This window comes from Helicobacter valdiviensis (genome assembly GCF_003245365.1).
Taxonomy (GTDB): domain Bacteria; phylum Campylobacterota; class Campylobacteria; order Campylobacterales; family Helicobacteraceae; genus Helicobacter_D; species Helicobacter_D valdiviensis.
Genome location: NZ_NBIU01000021.1, coordinates 20295 through 37935, shown reverse-complemented (window position 1 = coordinate 37935; position 17641 = coordinate 20295). Strand labels below are relative to the sequence as shown.

Genomic DNA, 17641 nt, shown 5'->3' with positions numbered 1-17641 from the left:
AACCAAAGAACTTGTGTGGTGAGTGAGAACTTTAAGACAAACAATCCTTGTATGGCACAAAGAATATAGAGGAAATTCGTATTCAAGACAGATAATAATAGATTAAAGGATTTTTACAAGAGGCACAACCCATAAAGGTTGCTAACCTCTTGAAAAACCCTTTAAAACTCTTATTCTATGCCGTAACTACTAGAATTTATTTAATTCTTGTAACCTTTTAACTTCTAAAAATTTAATAATTTCGCTTATAATCTTTTCTTTGTTGTTGTAAAGTATTTAAAAGGCCAATGTAATTTATATTATTTTATTGTTGTTGCAAGAAGTAAAATAAGAAGCTTCTGAAAAGACTAAAGGGAATGCATTGAAAATAGAAGTTTTGCTTTAAAGCTGCCATATGCTAGAGTAGAATTTTGTTATTAAGACATAGGAGTTTAGATTAACAGTATGGCTTTTATGTGAAACTCTAAAAGATATTAATAAAAGCTATAATGATTGTGAGTTGGTTGTAAGAAGTTTAATATTGAAGAGCTAAAGGTTAAATATTCTCAAAGAGTAAAAGGAACTTTTAGTGATGAGTTTTTGATAAAATCTTTAAAAATGTTTATGTTTTATAAGTTTCAAAGTAAAATTCTAGAAAAATATCAAAGTTGAATGGGTTTTTATTGAGGAGATATATTTTTGGACAGTTCACAAATTTTATCTTTGGCAAGTGCACAATTGACATGGGCAGCAGCATTTGTTGGAATAGCCACTGTTATTACGGCTGTTATTACAATTATCATTACTTATTATTTTAATAGAGATAAAAAGAAACTCATCCAAGAAAGTGCAAATCATTTTTTAGATAAAATAGAGCAAAATGAAACTTTAAGGAATGAATTAATTAATAAAATTCTAAAAGATAAAAATTTCAGTGAAGAATTTGAAAGAATGGTCGATATACACATCAGTGATAAGATGGATAGAATATCTGAAGATATTCAAGAAAAATCAAATATTAAGGGATTGCAATGAAATATAAAGAAATCAAAAATAAAACTCCTTATGAAATCTTAGAAATGCTAGAATTAAAAGAAGCACCTTTTAATCCCTTTGATATTGCTAGAAAGCTTAATATAAAAGTATTAACAACACTTGATTTTGATAAATTAGATACAGAAGGACAAATAAGTGTTAATGATGAAGGGGAGCCTGTTATTTGGATTAATCCAATCAAGAGTGAAACAAGACAGCGATTTACTTTAGCACATGAGCTTGGACATCTGGCTAATGATATTTTACCAAGCATTGACAATCCAATTATTGATAGATACGAGACACTTTATAGAACCAATACTTATGGTGGCAAAGAGACAAAAGCCAATCAATTTGCAGCACAATTATTAATGCCTCTCAAGCAAGTAGAAGACTTTATTGGTGAGTGCAGAGAAAAGAAATCAAATCTAAGTGCGAAAGAAGCCATAGAGATGATTGCGGCAAAATTTGAAGTTTCAAAACAGGCTGTATTTCATAGGCTTAAAAATTTAGGTCTTATTGCATTTGATTATAAATTTCCTTTTTAATTAAGGTGTTAGGATTTATTTCTGGCTTTTTGTAATTTCTTTAGCACTTGGATTTCTTATTTCCTCACTTGCTAGAATGTCTTTAATTTTCTATAATTTATTCCTTGTGATAATGTAGGCTTAGAATGTTTTTAGAGTTGCATAAATGCTCCTTGTTTGTTTGTAAAAGTATTAAGTATAAAATTTTAAAAGCTAAGAAAAAGATTTTAAAGCAGAAGGAGAAATAAGAGCAACAAAAGATTGTTTGTGTTAGAGATCAAGGTGGAAAAAGTAGCACTTAATTTTTAGTGTAAAATGACTTTGATTTTGAAAAGTGGCACTATAAAAGTAAAGCACTTTTTGGCTTTTATTTTTAAGTTTAAAAATAAAAAATTAATGTATAATGATAGCTTTTTTAGGAGTTTTTATAGTTTTATGAATCGTTATAATGCTAGATATTTATTAATTGCTTATACACTTATTGCTTTATTGGGTGCTGTGCTTTTGATTTTGCCTCCTATGCATAAAAATACAATAGATTTTATAGATGCGTTTTTTATGGCTTCTTCTGCTGTGAGTGTTACAGGACTTATTGTTAAAAATACAGGGGCGGATTTTACATTTTTTGGACAACTTGTTTTGATTTCTATCATTCAAATTGGTGGTTTTGGGTATATGAGCGTTACGAGCTTTGTGTATTTGCTCTTGCGTAAAAAGATTGATTATAAAAACCGCCAATTAATCAAAGACAATCTTTCTTTACCAACTATGCAAGGCACAATAGGTTTTATTAAAAAAATGTTTATTTTAGTGTTGCTAATTGAGGCAGTAGGTGCGCTTCTTTTGACAATGCGTTTTATGTTGGAATATCCTTTTTTAGAAGCTTTGTGGCTTGGGATTTTTCATAGTATTTCTGCGTTTAATAATGCAGGGTTTTCTGTATTTGAAAGCGGGCTTATGGCATACCGCGATGATTTAGCGATTAATCTTATCATTACTACGCTTATTATTGCAGGAGGGCTTGGGTATTTGGTTTTGCTTGAATGCTATTATCGTTTGAAAAGAAAAAATGTAAAACTCTCCACTCATACAAAAATTGTGCTTCTTACCACTGCTTTTTTGATTATTACTGCATTTTTATCAGTATTTTTATTAGAGTATAAAAATCCAAAAAGTATTGGTGAGTTTAGTTTGTGGCAAAAGATTTTAAGCTCTTATTTTGCCGCTGTTAATTATAGAACATCAGGATTTAATACGCTAGATTTAAGTCTTTTTCAAGATGCAAGTTTGTTTTTTGGATCTATTTTTATGGTGATTGGTGGAGCCCCTGGAGGAACAGCAGGAGGGATTAAAGTAACTACTTTTGCAATCTTGTTTATTTATACTTTTAGTATTTTAAGAAACTCTAAAGAAGCTATTGTGTTCCATCGCACTATAGCACAAGATACTATTAACCGTGCTTTTGTGATTGTAGCACTTTCTTCGGTGTATATTAGTGTGTGCGTGATGATACTTTCTTTGTTTGAAAATGGTGGAAGTCGTGGATTTTTGGCATTATTGTTTGAGGTTTGTTCGGCATTTGGAACGGTTGGGCTTTCTATGGGAGATGGAGGGATTTTGAGCTTATCAGCAAATTTTGATTCTATGGGAAAATTCATCATCATTCTTTTAATGCTTTCAGGAAAGGTTGGAGTTTTGGCTTTTGCACTTAGTATTGTGGTAGCTAAGAAGAAAACTAGAATCGCTTACCCAGAAACTAAAATTTTAATTTAAAAAGGAAAAAATATGCAAACTTATGGCGTGATAGGATTAGGTAAATTTGGTTATTATATTGCAAGCGGATTGATTAAGCAGGGCAAAAGAGTTTTGATTGCTGATAAAGATGAAGCAGTGGTTAAGGAGTTTGCCGATCTTAGTGAAATGGCTTTTGTGCTTGATTCTACGGATACTCTAGCCTTAAAAGAAGCAGGATTTTCCAACATTGATTTTGCGATTATTTCTATTGGGGAAAATATTGAATCTAGCATTTTAACTTTGATGGCTCTTAAGGAATTAGAAGTAAAAAACATTATTGCTAAAGCAATTACTCCAATCCATGGCAAAATTCTCTCTCGTCTTGGGGCTAGTAAAGTGATTTATCCAGAAAAAGAAGCTTCCCAACATCTTTTGCGAAGCTTCATCGCACACCCAGAATTTGAGCTTGTAGATGTTTCTAATTCCCTTAAAATTATTAAAATTAAAATTAATTCAGATAATGTGGGTATGAATGGAAATGATTTGTTAAATAAAATCATTGCTAAAAAGGAAATAGAACATGCAAAAATTATCGCCATAAAAAAAGATGGCGATAAAGAGTGGGATTTATCTCCAGATCTTAACCAAACCCTTTTTGAAAATACTAAAGTTGTGGTTTTTGGCTTTAGTGAGGCTTTAGAGAAATTTTCACTTTAAAACATTGTAAGATTTTCATAAAAGTCTATTTTATATCCCACTTCTTGCTTATGCAAGATTAGCCCATCAATGCAATAGCTTGTAGTATTGCTTTTTAAATAGCAATGGATAGTTTTTTGGATTCGTTCTAATTTTGTTTTAGTAAGATTAAAAATAGGCTCAAAATTTTCACCACTTTTAACTTCAATAAAATGTAAAACCCCATCTTTTTTAGCGATAATATCAATCTCGCCAAATTTGCTAAAATAGTTTCTTTCTATAATTGTAAAGTTTTCTTTTTCTAAAAATTTAGCGGCAAAGTCTTCAGCCTCTTTGCCTTTTTTGGTGGTGGTGGGGTTTGCTTTTGGTTCTTCTTTGGACTTTGCAAAGAGTTTTTTAAGGCTAATTTTCAAGGCTTATGGATTCTTATCATTACAGGATTAGACTGCACTTCTTCTAGGGTTTTTATTTTAAGGAGTGCGGTTTTTATTTTGGCTTCTTTAGTGGTATGGGTGCATAGAAGCAAAGTGGCACGATTTTGTTTGGAATTTCTTTGTAAGAGTGTGTCAATAGAGATTTGCTCTTCTGCAAAGATTTGTGCCACTTTAGCTAAAACTCCTGATTTATCAAGCACTTCAAGGCGTAAATAATAAGCACTGCAAATTTCTTCTATTTTTTTGAGTTTTAGTCCTTTTTCTATGGAGGTTTTAAAGCCTAGCATAGGAGAACTTTTGGTTCTTGCTATCTCAATAATATCAGAGATTACAGCACTAGCTGTCGCATCTCCTCCTGCTCCTGCTCCATAATAAAGTGTCTCACCCACGCTATCGCCCACCACAGAGATAGCATTCATCACTCCATCTACTTTGCCTATCATTTGGCTTTTAGGAAGTAAAAGTGGATGCACTCTTAATTCCACTTCATCTTTATCTTTTTTGGCAATTCCTACAAGTTTTAGATTATAATCAAACTCTTTGGCAAAGGAAATATCTTCTTGAGTAATTTGCGTAATGCCTTCAATTAGCACATCTTCTGGTTTAGCATCTATTCCATAGGCAATACTTGCTAAAATCAAAAGTTTGTGTGCACTATCAATTCCTTCCACATCAAAAGTAGGATCACTTTCTGCATATCCTAATTTTTGGGCAGTTTGTAAGACTTCTTGGTATTCTACGCCCTCATCTTTCATTTTGGTAAGAATAAAATTGCAAGTTCCATTCATAATTCCACAAATATTTAGAATATGGTTTGCACCCAATCCATCACGCAAAGCCTTGATGATAGGTATCCCTCCTGCTACACTTGCTTCAAAGCCTATGGGCAAATCCCCAGCTATTTTTTGCAAATCATAGCGGTGGTAGGCTAACATCGCTTTGTTGGCTGTAATGAATGCTTTGCCATTTTTTAGTGCTTTTTGGGCAATTAAAAAGGGTTGTTCTACTCCGCCTGTGAGTTCTATTACAATATCAATTTGTGGATCTTCTAAAATGCTATCTATTTCATTGCTAATAGGGAAATCAAAAATCTCCCTTGTTTTGTTAATGTTTTTAATCACTCCTTTTGTGATATTGATTTCACAGCCTGCGCGTGCGCAAATTAGTTCTTTGTTTTCTTTTAAAATCTTAGCTACACTGCTCCCAACAACTCCAAGCCCTATAATACCTATGTTTAATTGTTTTTTTTCTTGCATTGTTTCTCCTAATGCCTTTTTGGTGTGGTTTTAGCGGTTGTCTATGGTTTCTGGATAGAGATCGTGGTTTAATAGACGATAGTGTGCCATTTCCTCATATTTTGTGCCAACTTTTCCATAATTTGCATAAGGATCTATGCTTATCCCTCCGCGAGGAGTGAATTTTCCCCATACTTCAATGTATCTAGGATCTAAAAGGTTGATTAAATCCTGCATAATTGTATTTACGCAATCTTCATGAAAACCGCCATGGTTTCTAAAACTAAATAAATATAGCTTTAAAGACTTTGATTCTACCATTTTTATATCTGGAATGTAAGAAATATAAATCGTTGCAAAATCGGGTTGGTTTGTGATAGGACACAAACTTGTAAATTCTGGACAGTTAAACTTTACAAAATAATCACGGTTTTGGTGAGGATTGGTAAAAGTTTCTAAGAGATTGCTGTCGTAATTAAAGTGGTATTCACTTTGGTTTCCTAAAGCCTTTAGAGCCATATTTTTCCTTTAAATTCTCTTTAAAGCGTTTTTGGCGACCCTTGGAAGATTTGAACTTCCGTAAATACCTAGAAGGGGTATTATCCTTGGCCACTAGATGAAAGGGTCATAGAGATTTTAGCATATTTTATGCTTATAATTCAATTTTTTGTATTTATTCTTTAAGAAGTGTTTGGGGGTTGAATTTGTTTTATAATTTGTAGGAAGATTTTTAAAAGAATTATCATCTAGGATGATTAAAATAAATTTTTATAAAGAAGTAAGGGTAGCAAAATAATAATGAATGTTATTGTATTTGCAAGAATAAGGGAAATACTTATAAAGCAAATTGATTGGGATAAAATCATCAAGCAATCCACTTAAATTTTTAGAGTATGCAAAAATAGTGAGAATAAAAAAGTATTGAATTATGGAGTATAATTGCTACTTATATAAATGGTATTGCATTTAAAGACTTAAGGAATTTTATCTATTGAATTTTTTAAAGTTTTAGTATTTAGATTGCAATATTATTTCTATAAATTTGGATATTTTTGATAATTATTTAATTGGTATGGTTTGTAAATTTCTAAGGTTTGTTTTACAAGAAAAAAGCTTGAGAGTTTTTAAAGGAGCATAAAAGCTCCTTTTTTAAAAGATTAAGCTAGGATATGTTTTAAAACCTCTTTAAAATCTTCTACGGGGTGGATTATCAATCCTTTTTTAACTTCTTCATCAATTTCATCTAAATCCCGTTCAAAGTTTTTCTTAGGGATTAGAACTTCTTTAATTCCTGATTTATAAGCTGCGATTAGTTTTTCTTGCAATCCGCCTATTGGTAACACTTTGCCTCTTAATGTAAGTTCGCCTGTCATTGCGACATCTGCTCTTGCAGGACGATTTGTAAGCAAAGAGGCAAATACACTTGCAATAGCTATACCTGCACTTGGGCCATCTTTTGGTGTAGCACCCTCTGGAACATGTAAATGGATATCAAAGCGATTATAAATATCACTAGGGCTTGGCTTGTATTTTTCTTCTTTTTCTTTGGTGCTTAATGGGATAAGAGAAGAATCGATTTTTAAGGCCTTAGAATCAATAAGTGCTTTTACTACCGAAAAGGCAATTTTTGCACTTTCTTTCATAACTTCTCCCAAACTTCCTGTGAGGTGCAATCCGCCTTTGCCTTTGATTTTGAGTGCTTCAATTTTTAATACATCGCCACCCACACTCGTCCAAGCTAGTCCATTGACAAGTCCTACTTGATTGTTTTTGCTAAGGTTTTCAAATTCAAAAACAATTTTATCTAAGTAGTTTGCAATATTTTTTGGGGTGATTGTGATTTTATCCTGTGGATTTTGTAAAATTTCTTTGGCAATTTTGCGTAGAATTTGCGCGATTTTGCGTCTAAGGTTTCTTACTCCAGCTTCGCGTGTGTATTTTTCCACCAAAACCTTAATGGCAGGTATGCTAAAACTTACTTCTGCATTACTTAATCCATGTTTTTTAAGCTCTTGAGGAATGAGGTATTTTTTAGCAATTTGCTCTTTTTGGCTTGGGGTATAGGAGTTGATGTTAATAAATTCCATTCTATCACGCAGAGGTGCTGGGATTTGTGAAATATCATTAGCAGTAGCTATAAAAATAATCTCGCTTAAATCAATATTGAAATTTGCATAATAATCTCTAAATTCTTTATTTTGTTCAGGATCTAAAATCTCCAAAAGCACAGAGGAGGGATCACCTCTATAAGAATTGTGGATTTTATCAATCTCATCAAGCACAACAATAGGATTCATCTCTTTTGCATCAATAAGCCCTTGGATAATGCGTCCTGGCATTGCACCAATATAAGTGCGTCTATGTCCTCTTAGCTCATTGACATCTTCTAAGCCTCCTAGAGCAATACGGACTAGTTTTCTTTTAAGGGCAGTAGCTATGGAATTTGCTAAGCTTGTTTTCCCAACTCCTGGGGGACCATAAAAACACAAAATTGTGCCTTTATTTTCATTATTTTCCTTGCCCCTTAGGCTTAATAGCTCACGCACTGCAAAATATTCTACAATTCTTTCTTTGGGCTTTTTTAGTGCATAGTGATCTTTATCAAGTTGTTTTTCTACTTCTTCAATTTTTAGGGTTTTGTTAGAGCGTTTGTTAAAGGGGATTTCAAGCATAAGCTCTACATAATTTTGTAAGAGATTTGCATCTGCACTATCAGGGTGCATTCTGCTTAGCTTTGTGATTTGCTTGTTAATCTCTTTATAGGCATCTTTACCCATTGAATTTTTAAGCTTTTCTAGCTTTTGTTTGTATTCTTCTATCTCTGTATCTTTGCTAGCATTAACGCCCAGTTCTTTTTGGATTTGTTTTAGCTGCTCTTTTAGGAAGTATTCTTTGTTAATTTTTTCCATGTGGTGATTAACTTTGTTTTTAATCTCTTTTTGGATTTGTTGGGCTTTGATTTCTTCCATTATGATATCAATGAGGGTTAAAAGACGCTCTTCAGGATCACTTTCTTTAAAAACCTTATAAGCTTGATCGTTTTTTAATCTAGCAGCAGAGGCAATTAAATCAGCAGCACGATTGGGATCCATTGTGTCATGAATGCTTTTTAATAAGTCTTGAGGAAAACTTTGAGAAATATTATAAAGAGTGTTTAGCTTCTCTTTTAAAACTGTAAGCATAGCTTCTATACGGTTTGTGTCATAAGAGCTGGAGAGGATTGGAGAAACTTCTACTACAAGAGGATTAATCATAGAATGGATTTTGCCACGGCTTAATCCTTGAAAGAGAATTTTTACTTTTCCATCGCCTAAAGCTACACGACGCATAATGGTGCCAATCACACCCACATCATAAAAAGAGTTTTCTTCTTCATTGTTTTCTTCCTCTTCATTTTTGGAAGAAGCAATAAAGACAAGTCTATCTTCGCTATTCATAGCTAAATCAATTGCCTTTTGACTTTGCTCATCGCTAATGAAAAGAGGAGCAATCATAAAAGGATATAAAAACATATCCTCTTGGATAATTAAGGGTAATTGTTTTGGGAATTTTCCATAACGATCTAGTTGCATATTTCCTACCATTCAAAGATTTTTTGATACCAAGGAGATTTTGCGTCTTTATAAAAGACATCTTTTATCCAAGCATTTTCATCAATTTTTTGTTGGTAAAAGCTTGCTGCATCTCCTTTGTCTTTTTTGTTGTAAAGTTTGATAATTTCTTTATTAAGACTAAGATTTGCCAATTCTAATCTTAAAAGTATCATATCAGCATAGGGGCGATAGCGAGAGTAAGGATATTTTTGGCTAAATTCTCTTGCAAGTTTGATAGAATCCATTAAAAGCTGTTGGTCTCTATGCTGTTTTGCGAATGCAAAATAATTGGCTTGAAGCTTTAAAAAGTTTGCAAAATCTATATTTTCTTGATCTCCAAAGCGTTTAATAAATTCATCATAGTAAAATCCTGCAAGTAAATATTCTTCATTTTGCATATGTGCTTTTCCTAAAATCAGCATAGCCTCTTTTAATAAAGGAGAATGCAAATGTTCGCTTTGCAAAGAAGTAAAGTAGCTATCTGCTTTTTCTAAATCTCCGTTTTTGATTTCTTTTAGCATATTTTCATACCAATAATCTGCAGGCTTATTGACTTCATCTAGTGCTAATCCACCATTTCTTTTTGAAGAACAACTAGCAAAGATTAAAAGAACGCTAACCATTGCCAAAAAGACTTTAAGATTTTTCATCCTCTTTCCTTTCAAGCTAAATAACCCCTAAAAACTTGACTTTTTTAGGGTTTAAAATAAAAATCTTTAATAAATTAGAGCTTGGATTATATCTAATAGTTTATTAGGGATTTGTAAAATTTTAAAATAAAAATTGATTTTTTACTCTCTTTGCGATAAAATCTCACATCAGGTTAGAACTTCAAATAAAGCACTTTATAAATTAAAGGGGACAACTGAATGGAATTTGTAGTAAAATCACCCATTTTGGGCTTTGAGCATATCCAAAAGATGGTTTTAGAGAGAATTGCAAAAGATGATGAGACTTTTATGCGTCTTAAAAGCCTTGAAAATGATGGAATTTCTTTTACATTAGTCAATCCTTATGCAATGAGGGCGGACTATACTTTTGAGATTCCAGCGCCACTTAAGGCTCTTTTAGAGTTAGAAGGTAAGAGCAATGTAGATGCTAAAAACGATAAATTAGCAACTTTAAATATTGTTTGCATTAAAGAGCCTATTGAGGAATCCACAGTGAATTTTTTAGCGCCTTTGCTTTTTAATTTTGAAAATCAAACAATGGGGCAAGTTGTATTAGAAAGTCATAAATATGTAGATTTTGGGCTTTCTGAACCTATTTCAAAATTTTTTGATTTTAGCAAAAAAGCTGAATAGTATTTTTTGATTTTGGATATTTTGTGGAATCTTTACTGATTATTGGTTATGGAAAAATGGCAGAAGCTCTATGTATGGGGTTAAAAGAGCATTATGCAATTAGTGTTAGCGGTAGAGATAGCAAGAAAATAGAAGCATTTTGCCAAAAATTTGGGGTTTTGCCTCTTAGGTGCAAAGATAATAGAATTGATATTTCTTCTAAGCAAGTTGTTTTGTGTATCAAGCCTTATGCGTTAGAGGCATTTAGCTATGAGGGTTGTGCTAAGGGCGTGTATTCTATTTTAAATGCTGTGAGCGTGGATACACTAAAAAAGAAATTAGAAAGTGATGGTTATGTCCGTGCAATGCCAAATGTTTGTGCTAGTGTGAGTAAGAGTGTAACAACTTTATGTGGAGATGAAAGCCATAAGCAAAAAGCAATAGAGATTTTTTCTGCGATTGGTAAATCTGTATGGATAGAAGAAAAAAATATGCCTATTGCAGCTGCACTTGGTGGGTGTTCCCCTGCATTTTTGGCTTTGGTTGCGGAAGCTATGATGGATTGTGGGGTGGCTTATGGGCTTACAAGAGTGCAATCTAAAGAAATTGTAGAAGGATTGTTCGCAGGCTTTGGAGAACTTTTGCAAAAAGAACACCCCGCACTTTTAAAAGAAAGCGTGATGAGTCCTGCTGGATCTACTTCACAAGGCGTGATGAGTTTAGAAAAAAATGCACTAAGAGGCATTTTGCAAGAAGCAATTTTGGCTTCTAAGAATTTTGCTTAAGTTTGAAAATTATTGCACTTTTAGGGGGTAGTGGCTCTGGGAAAACAGAGCTATCTTTAGAGATTGCTACAAGGTTTCCTAGCATAATTTTGTCTTTAGATTCTCTTAGTATTTATAAAGAAATTGATATTGTCTCTGCTAAACCCACTTTAAAAGAAAGAGAAATTGCATTGCATTTTGGCATAGATGTTATAAAGCCTAATGAACTAAGTAATGTGCAAATTTTTATGTCTGAGTTTCAAAAGGCTAAAAGCTTTGCAAAGCAGGAAAATAAAAACTTATTGATTGTTGGGGGGAGTAGCTTTTATTTAAAGAGTTTGCTAAGTGGAATTTCGCCTTTGCCTCTTATACAACAAGAGCATAAGAGAGAAATTGCAAATATTGTTGAACCTTATAATTTTTTAGAAAAAATAGATAGCATTTATGCAAAAAATCTTAAAAAAGGCGATACTTATAGAATACAAAGGGCTTTGGAGATTTATTTTGCGACAAATTTGCCACCAAGTGAATATTTTGCAAAAAATCCACCCAAGCCAATTTTAAAAGATTGTATGATTTTTGAAATCTTTTTAGAAAGAGAGATTTTAAAAAAACGCTTAGAACTAAGAACTAAAAAAATGTTAGATTTAGGGTTGATAGATGAGATTAGCACTCTTATGCAAAAATATGGCAAAGAACAGCAATGGATTAAGAGTGTGGGGGTTAAGGAGAGTGTGGAATTTTTGGAAGGTAAAATCCATTTGCAAGAGTTAGAAGAGCTTATTTGTTTGCATACTTTACAGCTTGCAAAGCGACAAAAAACTTTTAATAAAACACAATTTAAAGAGCATTTAAGAGCAGATAAAAGTGTGGTTTTTGAAGCAATTTGTAAAGAATTAAAAGATAAGGAATAATATGGCGTGGTTTTTGATAATTTTTGGCGGTTTGGTAGAGATTTTTTGGGTGAATGGTTTGAAATATTCTACGACTTATGTGGGTTATACTTTTACGATTTTAGGGATTTGCACCTCTTTTGTTTGCATGATTTTAGCTACTAAGAAGATTGAAGTTAGTATTGCTTATTCTGTGTTTGTAGGAATTGGGGCTAGTGGAGTAGTTTTAGGAGAGATTTTATTTTTTAATGCACCTTTTAATTATTTGCAGATTGCTTTAATTGTGGTTTTGTTAATTTGTGTAATAGGATTAAAGCTTGTAAGTAAAGAGAGTGATAAAGAAGATTCTAAAGCAATTTCAGAAATTAGCAAAACATTAAATTTAGATGAAATAGAAGAGCAAATCCAAGCAATGCAGGAGCAAAAATGAGTTGGATTTATTTGTTGTTGGCAGGACTTATGGAGATTGTCGGAGTGGTTGCATTAAAATCTTATGCACTTAGTGGGAAAAAGATTTTCTTGGTGGGAATTGGAGTGCAGTTTGCACTTAGCTTGTTTTTGCTAACTTTAGCATTAGAGGGTATTAGCGTGGGTGTGGCTTATGCGATTTGGACAGCGATTGGGACAGCAGGGGGTGTGATTGTTGGGATTGTTTTTTATAAAGAATCTAAGTCTTTTTGGAAAATCTTTTTTATTGTTATGATTATACTTTGTAGTGCTGGGTTGAAGTTGCTTAGTTGATTTTTTAAAGAGTTGTGAATATTTTATAATTTTTAGGTTAGAATATAACAAAAAATAAACTCTTTAGGATTTAGATTATGCGAAGTGATATTATTAAAAGTGGCTATCAAAGAGCACCTCATAGAAGTTTGCTTAGAGCCACAGGGTTAAAAGATTCTGATTTTAATAAACCCTTTATTGGTGTGGCAAATAGCTATATTGACATTATTCCGGGGCATTTTTTCTTAAACAAATACGCAGAGATTGTAAAAGAAGAGATAAGAAAGGCTGGTGGTGTGCCTTTTGAGTTTAATACCATTGGCGTAGATGATGGCATAGCTATGGGGCATGGCGGTATGCTATACTCTCTGCCAAGTCGTGAATTAATCGCTGATGCAATAGAAACTGTGATGAATGCACACTCTCTTGATGCGATGATTTGCATACCAAACTGCGATAAAATTGTGCCCGGAATGCTTATGGGTGCGTTACGCGTAAATGTGCCAACGATTTTTGTAAGTGGTGGACCAATGCTAGCAGGCAAGCTAGAAGATGGCACAATCTTGGATTTAAACTCCGCATTTGAGGCAGTGGGTGCGTATGCAAGTGGCAAGATTGATGAGAAAAGACTGCATGAAATAGAGTGCAATGCCTGTCCTAGCGGTGGGAGCTGTAGTGGTATGTTTACAGCAAATTCTATGAATACGCTTTGTGAGGCTATGGGAGTGGCATTAGAAGGTAATGGAACAATTCCGGCTTTGACAAAAGAGCGTGAGGAGCTATTACGAAAGGCTGCAAGAAGGATTGTAGAGATTGCTTTGAGTGAGGAGAAAAGCGAAAAATTTAGATTCCGCAATATCCTAAACAAAAAAGCCATTACAAATGCCTTTGTTGTGGATATGGCAATGGGCGGGAGCACAAATACCGTGCTTCATATGTTAGCAATAGCAAAAGAAGCTGAGGTTGAGTTTGACTTAAACAAAATTAATGAAATTGCTAAAAATGTAGCCCATATCGCTAAAATCGCCCCAGCACTTAGTAGTGTGCATATGGAGGATATAAATAAGGCGGGGGGAGTTTCTGCAGTCATCAACGAGGTAGCTAAGAGAAATTCGTCTTTGGGTATGCAATGCGACAAGATTGAAGATTTTTCAGGAGGCACGGACGCCAAGTCTGCTAACCTCCAAAAAAATCTTCAAAACTTGCACAGCCACACCGCAAATACTGGAATTTGTGGAGGGGGGTTGGAGATTGATAACTCCATTTTACACCTTGATGCACTCACAATCACTGGTGAGACTTTAGGGGAGCGCATAGTAAATGCACAGATAAAAGACACTAGCATTATCCGCACAAATGAAAATGCTTACTCGCAAGTTGGGGGGCTAAAGATTTTATTTGGCAATTTGTGCGAGCAAGGTGCAGTGCTAAAGGTGGCAGCAGTGGCAGATTCTATGAAAGAATTTGTCGGCACTGCTGTATGCTTTAACTCCCAAGAAGAGGCGATTAAAGGCATTGCAGGAGGAAAGGTAAAGGCGGGAAATGTCGTAGTTATCCGCTATGAAGGACCAAAAGGAGGTCCAGGAATGCAAGAAATGCTAAGTCCAACAAGCCTTATTATGGGAATGGGTTTAGGAGAGAGTGTGGCATTAATCACTGATGGACGCTTTAGCGGTGCGACGCGTGGAGCGTGCATTGGACATGTAAGCCCAGAAGCAGCAGAAGGTGGGCTTATAGCACTTATTGAAGATGGTGATAAAATAGCCATTTCTGTAAGCAAGGGAAGTTTAGAATTGCTTGTAGATTCTAAAATTATAGAATCTCGTCGCGCCAAGTGGAAACCGATAAAAAAGGAGATTAAAAGCAAATGGCTTAAGCGCTATTCATTGCTTGTAAGCAATGCAGCAAATGGTGCGGTGCTAAAGACAGAGCTTTAATGTAGGGCTAATTATAAAGGGGTTTTATTATTGCTATGGATTAAGCGGATTAGCTCCAAAGCGATTCTCCCCTTCTGTGCCTTTTTGTAAGCAGAATATTAAGAATATTAAAATAACAAAAAAACCAATATAGGGCATTAGACAAAGCAATAGCAACCAACCTGATTTGTTTATATCATGCAAACGCCTAATAAAAACCGCCAAACTAGGAATAACAAAAGCTAATGCAATAAAGTAAAAGATTTCACTCTTCAATATTCCAGCCAATATTCCTAACAACAAACAAATAAATAAAATAATTGAAACCACCAAAACTCTGAGCGAGAAGCCCTGCCATCAATTTTTAAATAACCAGTGCTTAAGCAGTATTTCACAGATTCTACAAAAGTCATATAGTCCCCAAAATAAAATTTTTCTAAAATATTTAAGCAATTTGCATTATTGCATTTTTTAAAAGTGTTTATAATTTATGTGTTGAATATATGTTGCTAACCATGTTATAGTGAGTGAGAATACAAGGCATTACTTTTGAACTAACAAAATCTTCTTTGATAATTGGCTATTAATGTGGCGATTTTGAAGCTTATTTGTGAGTTTTTAATGGTTTTTATCTTCTTGGTAAGAAAAAAGCAATATAGTTCAATCAAAGTTGTGTCTATTGTGAAATTCTATTATATACAATGCAGTAGTAATGTTTGTGATATTTTTTATATTTATCTTTTGGTAATATGGCAAAAAGTTAAATGTTTAATTTAAGAGATTGGCATATACCACAACACAAACCCTACAAAAACAACAAGTGATAATAAAAATGCACTTAAAAGTCTATTTGTAATTGCAGTTGCCACAAAAACAAAGGCTAAAAGTGCGAGTTTTACTACATCAATTAGTGCAAATCCGCTTACAAACATACCAATATCTTTACCTAAAAATGCAGTAGCATACACAATAGCCCCAAGCATAGCTTGTGTGCTATATGTCAAAAACCTATAAAACACTCCATCTTGATTGCTTAAAAATGCACTTTTAGCAAAGAAAAATGGCAAGATGCGAAAAATAAATATACTTAGTGCAGAAAAGATTAATAAAGCCCAAAAACTCATGCTATACCTCCTTTTTTCTTTGAATTTCATCAAAAATAACCATAAAAAGCCCTATCACAAAAGGCAAAATCAGTAAATAATAGCTAGGTGCAAAAGCTAATCCAAAAGGAGCAAGTAAGAATCCTAAGAAGTAAGAATTTACTTCTTTTAAATTTGGATAATGTTTAGCTGCTAGTCCAGTAAATTGCAAAGGAAGCACAAGGGCGATAATTTCTTTTAATTGTGGAGAGTTAAGCGATGAGCCTGTCTCATATCCTATGGCAGTAGAGAGCAAAGACACAAGCCAAATAGGAATCCCAAGTCCTAAAAAGTAAGCAAATGGGTGGGAGCTTGACTTTTTAAAATATGAAATACAGCCACTAAAAACAGAAGGGCAAATAATGATGCTGCTTAGGCTTAGTCTAAAAATACTTTGATTTTTAAAATAAGGTGCTAAAGTCGCACTCATAAGTAAAAATCTAGCATTCATTGCTAAAATTAGAGGGATTAAAATATATCCCTCATGATAACTTTGCACGAGCAAAAACTGCAAAGGGGTGGAGAAAACAAAAAGCGTGGTAGAGAGTGTTTCAAAAAAGCTTAAAGAGTTTGCATAGCCGTTTGCTCCAATAGAGAGATATAAAAATATAAAAGATACACCAAAAATAGCGGAATCTTTTAGTCCATCTATAAAATAATTTTTCATGCGCATTCCTTGTTTTGAAAGTGTAACCCTTTGCTTCTTATCAAAATTCTTGGTTTTTCTATATCTTGTTTTATGTTATTTAATTTATCCCTGCCATGCAACACTTGCTTATTTTTTATAATCAAAAACGAGCCAACTCCATTAAACTTACTTGTATTAATTTTAGTTTCTATGATATTTCTTAAAATCTCTATGATATGCTGTGAATTTGTATCTAAACCTAGCATTCTAAAACCTATATTCGTATCGTTTCTAAAATCTAAATTAAATTTTAATATATTGTTGTATGTTATTAAATTTTTTATTGTTTTTTTGATGCAAGACACATTTTTGCCAGATATAAATTCTGCTTTAGCTTTTAGGAGCATTGTTAATTCTTCATCATTTAATAGATTTATTATTTCTTTTATAGGTAAATAATTTGTTGGGGTATTGCTTAAATCTTTGCAAATGCTTAAAGAAAGTAAATCTATATCCCTATTTTCATAAATATCATCACTATGTAAGGATATTGCTCCAACTCCACCACCCCATTCCTTGTAATCAAAAGCATTTTCTTTTAGGCATAGCCATTTGTGATTTTCGTATTCATAATGTATGTCTATAAGTCCAAAAATATCAGATAAGCTTTCATGGACTATATAGTGTAGCTCTAAATTACTTTCTTTTAGTATATTATTGATAATGACAGCAGAAGCAAATTTGTCATCAAATTGTCTTATCTTTATTAAATCTTCTTCTTTGATGTTGTCTAATAGGAGGCTTATAAAACTAGCTTTTTTAAAAGATGAGGGTTCTTGTATATTTTTTGTCCCTAACCACCACATTTCTATTTTTTTTGAAGATATGATAAGTCTATATTAATTTCATATTGTTTAGCACAATATTCTCTTATAAGTTCTATCATTATTTTCTCCTTATATACAATCAAAATAAATATAACATTTATATAAGTATTTTGGTTAAATATTTTTTTAATTTTTGTATTTTTTAGTTAAGATTGTTTCTAATTTACAATATTAA

At 33.0% G+C, this 17641-nt stretch carries 17 protein-coding genes, 1 tRNA gene and 3 pseudogenes; 11 read left to right on the top strand and 10 right to left on the bottom strand.

From position 1 onward, the window contains the following. The first annotated feature begins 678 nt into the window (after nucleotides 1-678). The 4 genes from B6S12_RS11110 (at nucleotide 679) to B6S12_RS07355 (ending at nucleotide 3992) form a co-directional block, all read left to right on the top strand. A complete protein-coding gene (locus tag B6S12_RS11110) occupies nucleotides 679-1014 on the top strand; it encodes a hypothetical protein (RefSeq protein ID WP_181450996.1) in 336 nt (111 codons plus the stop codon). After that, the gene (locus B6S12_RS07365; RefSeq protein WP_111230153.1) at nucleotides 1011-1562 is read left to right on the top strand and encodes an ImmA/IrrE family metallo-endopeptidase; all 552 of its coding nucleotides are present in this window, start codon (nucleotides 1011-1013) and stop codon (nucleotides 1560-1562) included. Before B6S12_RS11110 ends, B6S12_RS07365 begins: the two co-directional genes overlap by 4 nt. Before the next feature lie 414 nt (nucleotides 1563-1976). Then, nucleotides 1977-3314, top strand: a complete 1338-nt coding sequence (locus tag B6S12_RS07360; RefSeq protein ID WP_111230155.1) for a TrkH family potassium uptake protein — start codon at nucleotides 1977-1979, stop codon at nucleotides 3312-3314. Nucleotides 3315-3326: 12 nt separating this feature from the next. Then, entirely contained in the window at nucleotides 3327-3992 is a 666-nt protein-coding gene (locus tag B6S12_RS07355) for a potassium channel family protein (protein WP_111230152.1), read from the top strand. On the opposite strand, the gene B6S12_RS07350 is transcribed toward B6S12_RS07355, so the two are convergent. The 6 genes from B6S12_RS07350 to B6S12_RS07330 form a co-directional block, all read right to left on the bottom strand. Further along, entirely contained in the window at nucleotides 3989-4378 is a 390-nt protein-coding gene (locus B6S12_RS07350; RefSeq protein WP_111230154.1) for a YraN family protein, read from the bottom strand. The genes B6S12_RS07355 and B6S12_RS07350 overlap by 4 nt on opposite strands. A 2-nt stretch (nucleotides 4379-4380) precedes the next feature. After that, nucleotides 4381-5661, bottom strand: coding sequence for a homoserine dehydrogenase (locus B6S12_RS07345; protein WP_111230151.1), 1281 nt, complete (start codon nucleotides 5659-5661; stop codon nucleotides 4381-4383). Nucleotides 5662-5691: 30 nt separating this feature from the next. Continuing rightward, nucleotides 5692-6159 (bottom strand): preQ(1) synthase, encoded by a 468-nt coding sequence (gene queF, locus B6S12_RS07340; protein WP_111230150.1) that lies wholly within the window; start codon nucleotides 6157-6159, stop codon nucleotides 5692-5694. Nucleotides 6160-6191: 32 nt separating this feature from the next. Further along, a tRNA-Glu gene (locus tag B6S12_RS11105) sits at nucleotides 6192-6267 on the bottom strand. A 530-nt stretch (nucleotides 6268-6797) separates the two neighbouring features. After that, the gene (gene lon, locus B6S12_RS07335) at nucleotides 6798-9212 is read right to left on the bottom strand and encodes an endopeptidase La (RefSeq protein ID WP_111230149.1); all 2415 of its coding nucleotides are present in this window, start codon (nucleotides 9210-9212) and stop codon (nucleotides 6798-6800) included. A gap of 5 nt (nucleotides 9213-9217) precedes the next feature. After that, nucleotides 9218-9883: an outer membrane protein assembly factor BamD gene (locus B6S12_RS07330; protein ID WP_111230148.1), complete on the bottom strand. Its 666-nt coding sequence runs from the start codon at nucleotides 9881-9883 to the stop codon at nucleotides 9218-9220. Between the two features lie 219 nt (nucleotides 9884-10102). On the opposite strand from B6S12_RS07330, the gene fliW reads away from it, so the two are divergent. From fliW to B6S12_RS11855, 7 genes and pseudogenes are all read left to right on the top strand, one after another. Beyond that, a complete protein-coding gene (fliW, locus tag B6S12_RS07325; protein ID WP_111230147.1) occupies nucleotides 10103-10537 on the top strand; it encodes a flagellar assembly protein FliW in 435 nt (144 codons plus the stop codon). A gap of 23 nt (nucleotides 10538-10560) precedes the next feature. Further along, entirely contained in the window at nucleotides 10561-11301 is a 741-nt protein-coding gene (locus tag B6S12_RS07320) for a pyrroline-5-carboxylate reductase (RefSeq protein WP_111230146.1), read from the top strand. A gap of 2 nt (nucleotides 11302-11303) precedes the next feature. Next, nucleotides 11304-12194 carry a tRNA (adenosine(37)-N6)-dimethylallyltransferase MiaA gene (miaA, locus tag B6S12_RS07315; RefSeq protein ID WP_111230145.1) on the top strand — a complete coding sequence of 297 codons (891 nt, stop codon included), beginning with the start codon at nucleotides 11304-11306 and terminating at the stop codon, nucleotides 12192-12194. Nucleotide 12195: 1 nt separating this feature from the next. Beyond that, a pseudogene (locus B6S12_RS07310) lies at nucleotides 12196-12507 on the top strand (DMT family transporter); the annotation flags it as partial. A gap of 92 nt (nucleotides 12508-12599) precedes the next feature. Then, on the top strand, nucleotides 12600-12914 hold the full coding sequence (locus tag B6S12_RS07305) for a DMT family transporter (protein ID WP_111230143.1): 315 nt from the start codon (nucleotides 12600-12602) through the stop codon (nucleotides 12912-12914). A 77-nt stretch (nucleotides 12915-12991) separates the two neighbouring features. Beyond that, nucleotides 12992-14014 (top strand): annotated as a pseudogene (locus B6S12_RS11860) (dihydroxy-acid dehydratase domain-containing protein); the annotation flags it as partial. A gap of 144 nt (nucleotides 14015-14158) precedes the next feature. Then, nucleotides 14159-14830 (top strand): annotated as a pseudogene (locus B6S12_RS11855) (IlvD/Edd family dehydratase); the annotation flags it as partial. 33 nt (nucleotides 14831-14863) lie between these two features. Here the strand turns inward: B6S12_RS11855 and B6S12_RS07295 are convergent. The 4 genes from B6S12_RS07295 to B6S12_RS07275 form a co-directional block, all read right to left on the bottom strand. Beyond that, nucleotides 14864-15139, bottom strand: coding sequence for a DUF805 domain-containing protein (locus B6S12_RS07295; RefSeq protein ID WP_245892591.1), 276 nt, complete (start codon nucleotides 15137-15139; stop codon nucleotides 14864-14866). 443 nt (nucleotides 15140-15582) lie between these two features. Next, on the bottom strand, nucleotides 15583-15933 hold the full coding sequence (locus tag B6S12_RS07285; protein ID WP_111230140.1) for a branched-chain amino acid ABC transporter: 351 nt from the start codon (nucleotides 15931-15933) through the stop codon (nucleotides 15583-15585). Between the two features lies 1 nt (nucleotide 15934). After that, the gene (locus tag B6S12_RS07280; protein WP_220083641.1) at nucleotides 15935-16618 is read right to left on the bottom strand and encodes an AzlC family ABC transporter permease; all 684 of its coding nucleotides are present in this window, start codon (nucleotides 16616-16618) and stop codon (nucleotides 15935-15937) included. Further along, nucleotides 16615-17445, bottom strand: a complete 831-nt coding sequence (locus B6S12_RS07275) for a hypothetical protein (protein ID WP_111230138.1) — start codon at nucleotides 17443-17445, stop codon at nucleotides 16615-16617. The genes B6S12_RS07280 and B6S12_RS07275 overlap by 4 nt, the downstream gene beginning before the upstream one ends. Nucleotides 17446-17641: the final 196 nt, after the last annotated feature.

Excerpts from the sequence above, each read along its gene's own strand:
- B6S12_RS07345 (WP_111230151.1), bottom strand. The coding sequence starts at position 5,661 with ATGCAAGAAAAAAAACAATTAAACATAGGTATTATAGGGCTTGGAGTT.
- B6S12_RS07360 (WP_111230155.1), top strand. The coding sequence starts at position 1,977 with ATGAATCGTTATAATGCTAGATATTTATTAATTGCTTATACACTTATT.
- B6S12_RS07330 (WP_111230148.1), bottom strand. The coding sequence starts at position 9,883 with ATGAAAAATCTTAAAGTCTTTTTGGCAATGGTTAGCGTTCTTTTAATC.
- lon (WP_111230149.1), bottom strand. The coding sequence starts at position 9,212 with ATGCAACTAGATCGTTATGGAAAATTCCCAAAACAATTACCCTTAATT.
- B6S12_RS07285 (WP_111230140.1), bottom strand. The coding sequence starts at position 15,933 with ATGAGTTTTTGGGCTTTATTAATCTTTTCTGCACTAAGTATATTTATT.
- B6S12_RS07365 (WP_111230153.1), top strand. The coding sequence starts at position 1,011 with ATGAAATATAAAGAAATCAAAAATAAAACTCCTTATGAAATCTTAGAA.
- B6S12_RS07305 (WP_111230143.1), top strand. The coding sequence starts at position 12,600 with ATGAGTTGGATTTATTTGTTGTTGGCAGGACTTATGGAGATTGTCGGA.
- queF (WP_111230150.1), bottom strand. The coding sequence starts at position 6,159 with ATGGCTCTAAAGGCTTTAGGAAACCAAAGTGAATACCACTTTAATTAC.
- B6S12_RS07355 (WP_111230152.1), top strand. The coding sequence starts at position 3,327 with ATGCAAACTTATGGCGTGATAGGATTAGGTAAATTTGGTTATTATATT.
- B6S12_RS07275 (WP_111230138.1), bottom strand. The coding sequence starts at position 17,445 with ATGTGGTGGTTAGGGACAAAAAATATACAAGAACCCTCATCTTTTAAA.
- fliW (WP_111230147.1), top strand. The coding sequence starts at position 10,103 with ATGGAATTTGTAGTAAAATCACCCATTTTGGGCTTTGAGCATATCCAA.
- B6S12_RS07280 (WP_220083641.1), bottom strand. The coding sequence starts at position 16,618 with ATGAAAAATTATTTTATAGATGGACTAAAAGATTCCGCTATTTTTGGT.